The organism is Paenibacillus sp. FSL R7-0333, assembly GCF_038000365.1.
GTDB lineage: Bacteria > Bacillota > Bacilli > Paenibacillales > Paenibacillaceae > Paenibacillus_AQ > Paenibacillus_AQ silagei.
The window spans coordinates 206,206-219,631 of record NZ_JBBOBZ010000001.1; the positions used below are offsets into that span (position 1 = coordinate 206,206).

Consider the following 13,426-nt stretch of genomic DNA (forward strand, 5'->3'; position numbering starts at 1 on the left):
TCCCTGGCTGGAATGGTTGCTTACTGAAGGAGGAACGTTGATGTGGATGATATACCTGCTTGTGGTGCTGATCGTGGTGGCCGGAGGGGTGGGGTATGCCGGATTCTATTTTTATGGAGTAGCCATTAAGCGGGCCCCTAAGGAATTCCTGGCCAAGACCCCAGACCTTAAGATCGATCCGCCGCCGGTGGCCGGAGCCTCGTGGGGAGAAGGAGCGGAGTGGGTGTCCCGGCAGACCTTCCGTGAGGTAGAACTGGTGTCTGAGGACGGGCTCAAGCTGCAAGGTTATTATCTGGCGTCAGAGCGTGCTGCGGGACGGACGGTCATTGTTGCCCACGGGTATTCCGGGAAGGCTAAGGATATGGGAGCGACCGCCAAGAACTATTATGAGAACCTGGGGTATAATGTGCTGTTGCCTGATGCCAGGGGACACGGGAAAAGTGAAGGGGATTATATCGGCTTTGGCTGGCCGGAGCGCCGGGATTATCTGAAATGGATCGGATTCGTCCTGCAGGAGAACGGCCCGGACGCGCAGATCGTGCTGCATGGTGTATCTATGGGCGGAGCCACGGTGCTGATGACGTCCGGCGAGGAGCTTCCTCCGCAGGTCAAGGCCGTTGTCGCCGATTGTGGCTATACCTCGGTTCAGGCACAGCTGGCCTACCAGCTGCGGCGGATGTATCGTCTGCCAAGCTTCCCGTTTGTGCCGAGTGCCAGTCTGGTGACCCGGATGAAGGCCGGTTATTCCTTCGGGGAGGCGTCTGCGCTGAAGCAAGTACGCAAGGCCAAGGTGCCAATTCTGTTCATCCACGGGGATGCGGATAAGTTCGTGCCTTATGCGATGATGAATGAGCTGTATGAGGCCTGTAAGAGTCCGAAGGAGAAGCTGGTGGTGCATGGAGCGGGGCATGGTCTTGCCTATGATACGGATAAAAACACATACATCCGCACAGTAGGCGAATTCGTGGAACGCTATGTACACAGCCCGGCTAAGGCTGAATTCGTCCGGTAAAAAAGTCCCCAGAACGTAGACGCGCCCGATATCCGCAAACAGCGGGTATCGGGCGCTAATTATGTTCCACACACGGGGCCTTTCCCTGAAGAACAGAGAAGCAGCCATCCATGTCTTATCGGTATATTAATCCCCCGCCGTCTGTGAGCAAGACGGGTGTCGTTATTCCTTGTTATTTCCAGCAGCCGTGTGGCGAGAATAATCCTTCCAATACGACAAAAGCCCTACCTCTCTTTTGTCCTTGCGGCTCCGTGGCCGCGCCAGTGTGAATCGGAATGCTATGTTCGAATTTAGTCTCATAAAAGGGATAAGTACTGCAAGAAAACGTAAGATATTGTGTCCAAACCGCCGATAATATAGAGAAGTGATTCATCGGCCTGACATCTTCTTGATGGGGATAAACATACTCGAAAACAAATATTATTTTATTATAGCATGGTCTTTACATAAATGCAACTGTATATTGGGCTGAGGCCGGACGGGGATGAGGGGACAGATGAGACTATACAGAAGCTTTTTGAGAAATCAGATCCGGAACTATATCTTCGGCTCAGCTGTAGCGGTACTCGCGGTCGGGAGTCTGCTTATGCTATCTTCCCTGGAGATCAGCCGGGTTGAATATTACCGCCTCTTGCTGGTGCTTGCTTGTTCTTTTGTAATAATGGCGACGATAGAGATTACTGTCTTTCTCAGACAGATCAGGCCCATACGGGCTGCGCTCGTTCAGGAGAATGCTGTGCTAACGATGCTGGAAGAAGCATATCTGCACACGCACCAGCTGCCCAAACGGGCCATACAGCGGATTATGGGGCCGCATCTGCTCGGCTTATCCGTTCCGGCCCTGCTGTTAACGTTCTGGATGATTCATACGGGCTTGGTTACGTTCCCTTATATCTATCTGATTCTGGCGATGTGCTGCGCAGTGCTTGTGGCTTGTATGCATTCCCTCATTGAATTCTTCCTGACCTGCACCTCCATTATTCCGCTGATCAAGGAATTCAGGAACCGTGCGCTGGAGCGGTATGGCGTGGATTTTTCCCTGGAGGGTCATGTGTTCGTGCCTATCCGCCCCAAATTCCTGGTGAGCTGTATGCTGATCGGCACGTTCCCGCTGTTCCTTTTTATTATGGCGACACATATCCGTATGAACGGTGAGGGGGATTCGATAGTCGTCGTCGGACTTCAGAGCTATTGGGCCTGGGCGGGGATGGTGCTGCTGATCGGCACGCTGTTCTCCTCCATTGCGGCCTGGCTGCTGACGAACAGCGTACAGCATCCGATCCATGAGCTGTATCAGGCGATGAACCAGGTGAAGGACGGCAGTCTGGTCCAGGTGCAGGATGAGTATTCCGATGAGTTCTCGAAGCTGGTTGCGGGCTTTAACATGATGGTCCGCGGGCTCCAGGCCAGGGAGCAGCAGAGCCGCCAACTGCTGGACAGCTACTTCTCCACCCTGGCTGTGGCGCTCGACGCCCGCGATTCCTATACGGCAGGACACTCGCTCCGTGTAGCGGAGTATTCGGTGATTATCGGGCAGCTGGCCGGACTGAGGGGGCAGGAGCTGGATGATCTGCGCAAGTCGGCCCTGCTGCATGATATTGGCAAGATCGGGGTGAGAGACAGCATCCTGTTCAAGGAAGAAGCCTTAACGGATGAGGAATTCCTCCAGATTCAGAGTCATACTGTGCTGGGAGAGAATATTCTGCGGCAGATTGAACCGGCGGACAAAATGGCACCCTATCTGGGCGGCGTCCGCTCGCATCATGAGCGTTATGACGGCCGGGGCTACCCGGATGGTCTTGCAGGTATGAATATTCCGTTGCACGGCCGGATTATCGCTGTGGCGGATGCTTATGATGCGATGACGTCGGACCGGCCTTACCGTAAAGGGATGGACCATGAGCGGGCGCTGAATATTCTGGAGCAGGGCAGGGGGAGTCAGTGGGACCCTGAATTCGCCGGACTGTTCCTGGGGTACTTCGGCCGGAATCCGGAAGCCCGTAAGGGTGCTCAGCCCGTCCAAGCCGGGTAATTCTATAAATGATTGCATTATCCTTATATTCCTTGCCGAAGCGGATACTATCCAGTTTATGGAGGATCCGCTTCAGCTTTGCGTGCCTATTTTGTGAACTGACATGGAATTGCGACAATTAACGACTACATTCATTGAAGGATTGAGGGCAGACCGTTATAATTATTAAGTCTGGATTTTAATTAAAAAATAAGGGAGATTTCTATGAAACGCGCAGATGTGCTGCTGATTTCTATCGTTCTGATTGCTGCGCTCGCTTTTCTCGTGCCAAGGTGGTTGTCTAACGATGCTGATAAAGGTGGGCCGGGCAAAGAACTCAAGGCCAATATAACGGTAGATGGTAAGTTATTCAAAACGATAACCCTGACCAAAGAAGAGCAGACTATTGAGGTCCGCACCGAACGGGGCTATAACATTCTGAAGGTGCATGATTACGGGGTCGAGATGTTCGATGCCGATTGTCCCGATAAGGTATGTCTTGGCTTCGGATTCATCACGCTGCCCAAGCAGACCATCGTATGCCTTCCACACCGGGTATTGGTTGAGATTGCAAGTGCGGCCGGGGAGGATGAAGTAGATGGCTATGTCCAGTAGTGAATCGGCTACAGCGCTGAAGCGGACCGTAATTATTGCTATATTCGCTGCCGTTGCTGTCGTGTTGAGTATTGTGGAGGCACAGATCCCGCTGGCTGGAGTGGGGCTAATGCCCGGAGCGAAGCTGGGCTTCGCCAATATTATGATTTTGACCTGTATTTACTTTTTGCGCGGACGGGATGTATTGGTTCTGGTGATCCTGAAGACACTGCTGACCGCCTTCCTGCTCGGCACGCTGTCCAGCCTGCTGTTCAGCCTGTTCGGTTCCCTGTTCAGCTTCATCGTGATGTTCGCGCTGGTGAAGCTTGGCCGCAGAAAGTTCAGTGTCATCGGCATCAGCATTGCGGGCGGATTGGCTCATAATACGGGACAACTGCTCGCAGCCTCGTTCGTATTCAATTCAACCAGTATTTTCTATTACCTGCCGGTTCTGCTGATTACCGGTATTATTACGGGCATTGCTGTCGGCTTCGCCGTCCGGTATGTGGTTGACTCGCTATCCAAAATATCCTTGTTTGAAGAGTTCCTGAACGGACCGGGTCACTAGCTGCGGAAGGATGAGTAACATGAACCAAGCGTACAACGATACAAAAGCCGGTGAGAAGCCGGCAGTGATTGCCCTTGAGGGAGTATCCTTCGGCTATGACCCGGAGCATCCGATTCTTCATGATATCAATGTGTCGATCCCGCAGGGCCAATGGGTGAGCATTGTGGGGCCTAACGGCTGCGGCAAATCGACCCTGGTCAAGCTGTTGAATGCGCTGCTCCCGAAGAGCGCCGGCCAGATCTCTGTCTGCGGGCATACGCTGCAGGAAGAGACGGTCCAGTCCATCCGGCAATGCATCGGAATGGTCTTCCAGAACCCCGATAACCAGTTCATCGGGCAGACGGTGGAAGAAGATATTCTCTTCGGCCTGGAGGGCCAGTGCCTGTCCTACGAAGAGATGAAGGAGCGGCTTGAATTCTATACCGGTAAGCTCGGGATTGGCCATCTGCTGTCGAAGCATCCCGGAGAGCTGTCGGGCGGGCAGAAGCAGCGAGTGGCCATCGCCTCGATTCTCGCCATGAAGCCAGGCATCGTCATCTTCGACGAGGCCTCTTCTATGTTGGACGAAGGCAGCCGCGATGAGCTGATGGGGATTCTGCGGGACATGCAGGCCGCGGGCAGCTACACGATTCTGCTGATTACCCATGATGCCGATGAGATTCTGGCTTCGGACCGGGTGCTTGCGCTGCACGGGGGAAGCATTGCAGCAGATGTATCACCTGCGGAGCTGTTCCGTGATGCGGAGCTGCTGGAGAAGTGTCATTTGCGGGAGCCTTATACTTGGCAGCTAGCCCGTGAACTGGAGAGCCGGGGAATTACGGTGGATGTACCCGCCAGCGAAAAGGAGCTTATAGACACACTATGGCAATACAACTACAGCAAGTAAGCTACACGTATGCTGACCGCAGCATGTGGAAGCAGACGGCGCTGCACGGGATTAATCTGGAGATTGCCGAGGGTTCGCTGACCGGCATTGCCGGAGCCACCGGCTCCGGCAAATCTACACTGCTCCAGCTGTTCAATGGCATTCTTAAGCCGACGGAAGGCACGGTGCAGGTGCTGGATGTAACGATAACTGCTGGGGAGAAATCACCGAGGCTGCTTCCGCTGCGGCGGAGGGTAGGCCTCGTCTTTCAATTCCCGGAGCAGCAGATGTTCGAAGATACGGTGGAGAAGGATCTCTGCTTCGGGCCGCTGAACTTCGGAGTCAGTCTGGAGGAGGCCAAGGCACGGGCCCGCAAGTCGATGACGGACATGGGGCTGGATCTGGCGCTGCTGGAGCGCAATCCCTTCCGGCTCAGCGGAGGACAGATGCGCAAGGCGGCTATCGCTTCCGTGCTGGCAATGGACCCGGACATTGTGGTGCTGGATGAGCCGACAGCCACCCTGGACCCGGTAAGCCGCGCGGAGCTGATCGCGCTCTTGGAGCGGCTGTGCCGCGAGCAGGGCCGGACGATCATCATCGTGACGCACCGGATGGATGAACTGTTGCCGTATGCCGACAACTGGGTGCTGCTTAAGGATGGGGAGCTCGCCTTCCAGGGCAGTGGCGGCGAACTGGCCGCTGATCCGGCGATTCTGGAGCGCTGCGGACTGCGGGTTCCGCAGTCTCTGCGTTACTGGCAGGCTGCCGCCGAGCGCTTTGGCCTTAGCGGTGAGAAGCCGCTCCTAACAGCAGAGGGCCTCGCGGGGCGGCTTGCGGCCTTGCTCGAAGAGCGCCGGCACACAGCCGGAACGGAAGAAATGGGGAATGGCCATGAATGAGCGTCTGCTGCTGGGACGCAGCATTGATACGGGCTCCTGGGTCCATAAGCTGGATGCCCGGTCCAAAATCACCGGGATGCTGCTCTATGTAGCCATCATCCTGCTGTCTACTTCGTGGATATCAATCGGGCTGGTTGCGGTCTTCTCCATCGTGGTGATGGCGACGACCCGCATTCCACTGAAATATTTCATCAAGGCTGCGAAGCCTCTGCGTTATCTGATGTTGTTCATCTTCATCGTACAAGCGCTGTCCGTGAAGGAAGGGGAGGTGCTGTGGTCGCTTGGCTCGTTCTCGCTGCATGCGGGCGGCCTGCGGATGGGGGCATTTTCTGTGATACGCATGTTATTCCTGCTGACCTTCACAGCCCTACTGACCTTCACGACGACACCCGCCAAGCTGAATCAGGGACTTGAGGGAGTACTGGCCCCGCTTAAGAAGCTCAGGCTGTCACCCGACCGGATTACGCTGATGATCAGCATCGCGCTCCGCTTCATCCCGACGATTCTGGATGAGGCGCAGATTATCCTGAAGGCGCAAGCCTCGCGCGGAGCGGATCTGAAGGAGCTGCCGCTGAAGGAGAAGGCGCGGATGCTTGTCTCGCTGCTGGTCCCGGTTATCGCCAGTGCGTTCCGGCGCGCCCAGGACCTGATCTATTCCATGGAAGCCCGGGGCTTCCGCATGGATGCGCCGCGCAGCCGGTATCACCGGCTCAGGTGGGGCGCGGCGGATACGCTTTTTGTTGCTATGTTTGTTGTACTGGGAGTTGCAGTTGTATTATTGTAAGACATTTAGGGGGATACGGGAATGGCACGTTATTTTAATGGTAAAGAAGTAGAGTTATTGGCACCAGCGGGAACCTTCGAGATCTTCAAGGCTGTTATTGAATCGAAGTGTGATGCGGTGTATTTCGGCGGTCCGGTGCTGAACATGAGAATGATGCGCAAGGGCTACAACTTGAGTCATGAAGAGATTATCGAAGCCCTGAATATCGCTCATAGTATGGACAAAAAAGTATATATCACGGTCAACAATCTGTTCAGCGAAGAGGATGTGGAAGAGGCCAGAGCGTACCTTAGCTTCCTGGACACGGTCCGCCCGGACGCGCTGATCGTGCAGGATATGGCGGTGCTGGAATTGATCCGCGAGATGGGGCTGAATCTGCCGGTTCACGCATCCGTCATGATGAATGTGCATAATCTGGAGATGATCCACGCGCTGAAGGAGCTGGGCGTCAGCCGGGTCGTTACCTCGCGGGAGATGGATCTGCAGACTGCGAAGCTGCTGGGACGCCAGAGCGGTATGGAGCTGGAGTATTTCATCCATGGCGATATGTGCTCTGTCCACGGGGCGAACTGTTATTTCAGCTCTCAGGTGTTCGGGATGAGCAGCAACCGGGGCAAATGCATGAAGCCTTGCCGCTGGGATTACCGGATCAAGCGTGACGGCTATGTCTTCCCTGCGGAATATCCGCTGGCGGTGAAGGATATGTTCATGTATGAGCATCTTCCGGAGCTGATTGAATCGGGCATTACTTCCTTCAAAATCGAAGGCCGTATGCGCGATAAAGACTTCATGGTGATGCTGTCCAACAGCTACGGCGATGCGATTGACCGTTATATCGATGATCCGCTGGGCTTCGACCGGACCCAGGATTCCAAAGAGCTGTATAACAACCGTAAGCGTGATTTCTCCACGGCGTATGCTTTTGGCAGACCGGGACTGTCGAATATCAACCGCCGTTATGAGGGAACAGGCAAGTTCTACAGTACCGGCAAAGTGTTCAGTACGCCGACTGCCGAGCGTGAGCTATCTGTGGAGCGGGTGACGGAACTGCGGGCACGAATGGCTGAAGACAGACGCAGTACCCTTATCAAGCCTGAGCTGGCAGTGCGTGTGAATAATATGGAGCAGGCTCGTCTCGTACTGGAGATGGGAGTAGACAGCTTGTATCTGCCGGGCGATGTGTTTGAGCCGGACCGTCCTTTTACGAAGCAGGATATTAAGGATCTTGGAGCGGTAAAAGGCCATACCAAGCTATATCTGGGTCTGCCGCGGATGATGAACGAGCTGCATTTCGACCAATATGATCATCTGCTGAACGGGGAACGGCTGCCGATTGACGGCCTGATCATTACGAACCTGGGGGCGATCCGCCGTTACCGTGGCACCGGTTACCCGATGATGGGCGATGCCAATCTGAATGTATATAACCATCTGTCAGCCGGACTGTATGCCGGACTGGGCCTGACGAAGCTGACCGTTTCGCCGGAGATGACGCTGGAGCATTTCGCCTCCTTCACCTCGCACAGTGACTTGCCGCTGGAGGTTGTGGTTCACGGAACGCCTGCATTGATGTATATGGAGCATGATCTGTTCGAGAATACAGAGGTGATGGAGCCGATTGGGGAGGAAGACAACCAGTATGTCCGTAATGAAGTGCTGGTGCTCAAGACCGACAAGGGCGAGAACCCGGTCTACCGTGACCAATATGGCCGCTGCCATCTGCTGTTCGCCAAGGAGCTATGTTATCTCCCGATGCTGGGTGAAATGAACGGCCTGGGAATTACAAGCTTCCGGATTGAAGGTGCGACATACAGCATAGAGGAGCTGCGTACCATTATTGCTGCTTATCAGGCTGCAATGGATGGGGCGAAGCCGGAGGAGGAACTGCTGGGCGGGCTGAAGCCGGTCTATGCGGGATACACCCTCGGTTCACTGCAATTCAACTAATGCTAATAATTCAATTTTAAAATAACGCCGAGGAGAGTATAATAAGGGCATATGGCGCAATTATAAGTACTTTTTTTCACAAACTAATCATCTTGAATTATCAGCAGTTGAAAGTGAGGGATTTACATGGAACAGAGCGTCATCATTGGAAGAGAAGCGGTAGCTGCCAAAAGAAAGCAGTATTTCTACCCGTGCACCGCACATTTTTACCGGGATGCCCCGCAATTGGTACGCGGAAGCATGCAGTACGTCTACGATGAGAACGGCAAGGAATACACCGACTTTTTCGCGGGAGTCTCCGTGGTTGCCTGCGGCCACTGTAATCCGGCTATTACTTCCCGTACGATAGCACAGCTTCAGCAATTGCAGCACACTTCGCCGATCTACCTGACCCAGCCGAATGTAGATTTGGCGGAACGCCTGGAAGAAGTGCTGCCGGGCGCGCTGCGCCGGACATTCTTCGTCAACAGTGGCTCGGAGGCGAATGAAGGGGCGCTGCTGCTGGCGCGGATGCATACCGGCCGCAAAGGCTTCATCGCCCTGGAAGCTGGCCTGCATGGCCGGACCAATCTCACCATGAGTGTGACCGGGCTGCAAATGTGGAGAACCGATGCTTACCTGGATGAGGATGTAACGTTCATTAAACGCCCGTATCATCCGGAATTGACGCTGGAGGAAGCGGCGGCGCAGTCGATCCAGAATCTGAAGGAGGTACTCGCTGCCCAAGGAGACACCATTGCCGCCATGATCGTGGAGCCGATTCAAGGGAACGGCGGGATCGTCATGCCTGCGCTGTCCTATTTCCGTGAGGTGAAGGCGCTGCTTGAGCAGTACGGTGTACTGCTGATTGACGACGAAATCCAGACCGGCTACGGCCGGAGCGGAGCTATGTTTGCGATGGAGCATTTCGGCGTCGTGCCGGACATTATCAGCATGGCCAAGGCGCTGGGGAACGGAGTGCCCATCGCTGCCTTTTCCACAACGGATGAGATTGCGGCATCGCTGAACAAGCCTTCCGCCTCGACGTTCGGAGGGAATCCGGTCTCAGCGGCTACGGCGCTGGCGGTGCTGGACTACATCCGTGATGAGCGGCTGGCAGAACGTGCGGCTGAGCTGGGCGGGCAGCTGAAGCAAGGCTTGCTTGCTCTCCAGGAGCGTTACCCTGCGTTGATTACCGACGTACGGGGCAGCGGACTTATGCTGGGGGCCGAGCTGGCCGGTTCGGAGACTGAGGATGCCGCTGCGGTGACAGACTATGTGCTGGAAGAGCTGAAGGACCGCGGATACCTGATCGGCAAAAACGGTATAGGCCGCAACGTCCTCGCCTTCCAGCCGCCGCTTGTGGTCACTTCCGGTAATATCGATGCCCTGCTGGATGCACTCCATGAAGTGCTGCAAGCGATCCACTGAGAAAGAGGCCTAACAATATGGTTATCATTAATGCTTTTAAACATACGGCGCTTAAAATGAAAATGTTCAGCGAACTGGTGATGTTCTCGCATACGCTGTTCTCACTGCCTTTTGCCATCATCTCGATGGTATGGGCGGCGGGAGGCTGGCCTTCCGGCCATATGATGTTATGGGGACTGATCGCGCTGATCGGGGCACGCAACGGGGCGAATGCGTTCAATCGCCTGGTAGACCGCACCTTCGACGGCAACAATCCGCGAACCGCCCACCGGCATCTGCCGCAGCGTCTGCTCGCAGAGAAGGAAGTCATTCTGTTCATTATCATCAATTATGCCCTGTTCATTGTGGCCTCCGGGATGCTGAACCTGCTCTGTCTGGTGCTGTCCCCGGTAGCCATTGTACTGATCTCATCCTACTCTTATACGAAGCGGTTCACCTTCCTGAGCCATCTGTATCTGGGCTTCGTGATTGCTTCGGCGCCGATTGGCGCCTGGTTTGCGGTTACCGGGAATATCGCGTTCACGCCATTCGTGATCGGAACCGTGGTGATGCTCTGGATTGCCGGGTTTGATATCATCTACGGGACTCAGGACATTGAGTTCGACCGGAAGAACGGCTTATGGTCCATACCGAGCTTCTTCGGCCTGGAGAACGCGCTGCGGATCTCCAAAGGGCTGCATTTCATTATGGTTATGCTGCTGCTGTTCCTGTACGTCTGGCGTGATCTCGGCTGGATGTATCTGGTGGGCATCGGCATCGCTACGGTACTGCTTATGACAGAGCACAAGATTATCAAGCCTGCTAACCGTAAGCTGATGAAGGTGGCTTCTTATAATTTGAATCAGGTGATCAGTATGGTGATATTGCTGTGTACGCTGATTGATTATTTTTACGTTAATTAGGGTGGGGCGGCGCGTCGGAGTGGGGCGCGTGCTGGAGGTTGGGGAGCTGCACTGCGCGGAATATTTGGACTTCCGGTCGCTGTTATATTTGGATTTCCTGATTAGAACCGCTGGCCGAGGTAGAAATCCAAATATAAAGGCGGACGCTACCGCTCCTCCAGTTCCAAAATCCCTCTCCGTTCCGTCCTAACCTCCCCCAGGCAGGATTAACTACAAAAAGACAACAGGCCTACCCAGAGGGGGGAGGCAGAAAAAGCGCGAATAAGCTTAGAGCTTCGCGCTTTTCTTCATTTTTTGGGGCATTCCAACCCCCAACCCCCAATAGCCAAAGCTCCCTGCTAAACTCACTCACGTACGCTCCGCTGCGTTCGCTATTTAGCGGATAGGTGAGATGTGGGCGGTTAAGTGTATTTCGTACAACTAAAAGACATCCAAAAAGCTAATTTCGTATGATACATGTATTCTGTACAACTAAAAATAATGAAAAGTAGCTTTTGAGGGCATTCCAGCCTAAATAGGTGTACAGAGTGCAATTAAAGCACCTGCCAGCTCATTAGAGGGGATTTTAGTTGTACAAAATACAATTAGCGCGGCGAAGTGTGATAAAAAACAAAAAAACGAGCCTTACTCAGGCTCGTTTACTTAATATGTGTTAATACATATAGTGTGAAGGGTAGAGCGTACAGTATGAACTAATAAAGCAGCGTGGAGCTTGCAGCATCATAATACAGCTGAGCTACGTAAGCATTGTACGAAAGCTTACAGATGCTAACCGATTGCAACAGCCTTGGCCAGGTATTCCCTGCTGACGGCCACAATGCGTTAGAGCATCGCTGGCTATAACCCATTCAGTCCGGAGCTCAGCGGTCACGCCCGGCGAAGTATTGCAGCAGGGTCCTCAGGTCGGCATGGGCCGGGAAGCTGGAGAGCTGCTCCACAATCGCAGCAGCCTGGGCCAGATAGTCCTGGCTGACGGCCTCTGAGCGGGTTAGGGCATCACTGCCCCTTACCAGCTCCAGGACTTGCTCGATGTCCGCAGGAGAAGAGCCAGGGCCTATTCTGCGGATGACAGGGGCAAGCTCGGCATCCTCTAAGGCGAAGAGCACCGGAAGGGTAACCTGGCCGTGGCGGAGATCGCTGCCGGCCGGCTTGCCGAGTACATCCGCCGATTGTGTGAAGTCCAGGATATCATCCTGGATCTGGAACGACATCCCCAGCGCTTCGCCGAAATCATAGAGGAGCTGGGCTGTCTCTGCGCTGCTCTCCGCCGACAGTGCGCCTACCCGCAGGCAGGTGGCCATTAGCAGCGCGGTTTTGTTACGGGATTTCTCCAGATATTGCTCCAGCGTAAGATCATAATCGAAGGCATGCTCCAATTGCTGATATTCACCAAGACATAACTGGGCTGTGGCGACAGAGGACAGATCGTGAACATAACGATCCTTATCCCCTGTGTACTTGCTGAGCAGTTCAATGATACGGGCTGACATATAATTACCGATATGAACAGCGGATAGAATACCGGTCTTGATATGCAGCGCAGGCTCGCCCCGCCGCAGCTCGGCGTTATCAATAATATCGTCATGAATCAGTGAGGCCACATGGATAAATTCAGACGCAGCGGATAATTGCAGAGTTCGGCGTCCGGCAGGTCTCAGGCCAAACCGGCTGCCGACAATAACCATCAGCGGGCGGAGGCGTTTACCGCCGGAGCCAGTTAATTCGAGAATGCTCTGCGCCAGCTGCGACTTTTTGGGAACATCCTTATCATGGGTGACCAGATTCTTAATTTCACGGTTAATTTCATTCAGATCAATATTCAAGGCTTCATGCAGCTTCATCGTTCATGTTCCCACCTGTCAAATGGCTTTACTGGTACGGCTTCGTTGTCTGCGCTCCTGAATGAGGAATTCATCCAACTCCCGGGCCGGATTGTGTTCGGTGAACTCTCCATTTGAACGTTCGATCTGCATTTTTTTGATGGAAGGGGCCATGTAGGCCACCAGATCCAGCTCTCGGCATTTCACTGCAAACTGCAGATAGAAGCTGTACAGATAATCTCCATCCAAAATGTTACGGGTCAGGTCAGGATGATGTGGGACACATTCCATATGGCGCTGTGCTGCCACGGTAAGAATGGTATAAATGCCTAGCAAATGGGTTTTGCGGTCATATTCCAGATCATGGCGTTCCAGTACCGAGAGCATTTGCTCACATTCTGCCGGAGAGAGAGACAACTGAATTCCGGCGATCTTAGACATCTCAGCCTGAAGCAACCGGAATGTATCTTGGGCGATTTTTTGGTTCACAAGCTTCTCTCCTTCATGTCGGTTTTGCTGGATGGAACCGAATCCTGATTATCCCTACAAAACCATTTTGTTGAAAACAAACATATAAATGTACTTTCACCTCGTTAAACAAGGAGAGTAATGTG

12 protein-coding genes are annotated in these 13,426 nt (G+C 53.9%); 10 read left to right on the forward strand and 2 right to left on the reverse strand.

The genetic code is table 11. The features are described from left to right. The first annotated feature begins 46 nt into the window (after positions 1 to 46). From MKY86_RS00865 to MKY86_RS00910, 10 genes are all read left to right on the forward strand, one after another. Positions 47 to 1,012: an alpha/beta fold hydrolase gene (locus MKY86_RS00865; protein WP_083685738.1), complete on the forward strand. Its 966-nt coding sequence runs from the start codon at positions 47 to 49 to the stop codon at positions 1,010 to 1,012. A 496-nt stretch (positions 1,013 to 1,508) separates the two neighbouring features. Further along, positions 1,509 to 3,044 carry an HD-GYP domain-containing protein gene (locus tag MKY86_RS00870; RefSeq protein ID WP_076085360.1) on the forward strand — a complete coding sequence of 512 codons (1,536 nt, stop codon included), beginning with the start codon at positions 1,509 to 1,511 and terminating at the stop codon, positions 3,042 to 3,044. A gap of 204 nt (positions 3,045 to 3,248) precedes the next feature. Beyond that, a complete protein-coding gene (locus MKY86_RS00875) occupies positions 3,249 to 3,638 on the forward strand; it encodes a NusG domain II-containing protein (RefSeq protein ID WP_036700638.1) in 390 nt (129 codons plus the stop codon). Continuing rightward, the gene (locus MKY86_RS00880) at positions 3,622 to 4,185 is read left to right on the forward strand and encodes a Gx transporter family protein (RefSeq protein WP_036700635.1); all 564 of its coding nucleotides are present in this window, start codon (positions 3,622 to 3,624) and stop codon (positions 4,183 to 4,185) included. The genes MKY86_RS00875 and MKY86_RS00880 overlap by 17 nt, the downstream gene beginning before the upstream one ends. Positions 4,186 to 4,204: 19 nt before the next feature. Further along, positions 4,205 to 5,071 carry an ATP-binding cassette domain-containing protein gene (locus tag MKY86_RS00885; RefSeq protein ID WP_051477769.1) on the forward strand — a complete coding sequence of 289 codons (867 nt, stop codon included), beginning with the start codon at positions 4,205 to 4,207 and terminating at the stop codon, positions 5,069 to 5,071. Beyond that, positions 5,047 to 5,949 (forward strand): energy-coupling factor transporter ATPase, encoded by a 903-nt coding sequence (locus MKY86_RS00890; RefSeq protein ID WP_076085363.1) that lies wholly within the window; start codon positions 5,047 to 5,049, stop codon positions 5,947 to 5,949. The genes MKY86_RS00885 and MKY86_RS00890 overlap by 25 nt, the downstream gene beginning before the upstream one ends. Beyond that, positions 5,942 to 6,733 carry an energy-coupling factor transporter transmembrane component T family protein gene (locus MKY86_RS00895; protein WP_076085408.1) on the forward strand — a complete coding sequence of 264 codons (792 nt, stop codon included), beginning with the start codon at positions 5,942 to 5,944 and terminating at the stop codon, positions 6,731 to 6,733. The genes MKY86_RS00890 and MKY86_RS00895 overlap by 8 nt, the downstream gene beginning before the upstream one ends. A 21-nt stretch (positions 6,734 to 6,754) precedes the next feature. Beyond that, positions 6,755 to 8,680, forward strand: coding sequence for a peptidase U32 family protein (locus MKY86_RS00900; protein WP_076085366.1), 1,926 nt, complete (start codon positions 6,755 to 6,757; stop codon positions 8,678 to 8,680). A 126-nt stretch (positions 8,681 to 8,806) separates the two neighbouring features. Next, positions 8,807 to 10,090, forward strand: coding sequence for an aspartate aminotransferase family protein (locus MKY86_RS00905; protein ID WP_051477770.1), 1,284 nt, complete (start codon positions 8,807 to 8,809; stop codon positions 10,088 to 10,090). 17 nt (positions 10,091 to 10,107) lie between these two features. Then, positions 10,108 to 10,992: a UbiA-like polyprenyltransferase gene (locus MKY86_RS00910; RefSeq protein ID WP_051477771.1), complete on the forward strand. Its 885-nt coding sequence runs from the start codon at positions 10,108 to 10,110 to the stop codon at positions 10,990 to 10,992. Between the two features lie 860 nt (positions 10,993 to 11,852). Here MKY86_RS00910 and MKY86_RS00915 read toward each other — a convergent pair. Both MKY86_RS00915 and MKY86_RS00920 read right to left on the reverse strand, forming a co-directional pair. Beyond that, complete coding sequence (locus tag MKY86_RS00915; protein WP_076085369.1) at positions 11,853 to 12,833, reverse strand: polyprenyl synthetase family protein; 981 nt, start codon at positions 12,831 to 12,833, stop codon at positions 11,853 to 11,855. An 18-nt stretch (positions 12,834 to 12,851) separates the two neighbouring features. Continuing rightward, on the reverse strand, positions 12,852 to 13,301 hold the full coding sequence (locus MKY86_RS00920; RefSeq protein ID WP_076085372.1) for a hypothetical protein: 450 nt from the start codon (positions 13,299 to 13,301) through the stop codon (positions 12,852 to 12,854). Positions 13,302 to 13,426: the final 125 nt, after the last annotated feature.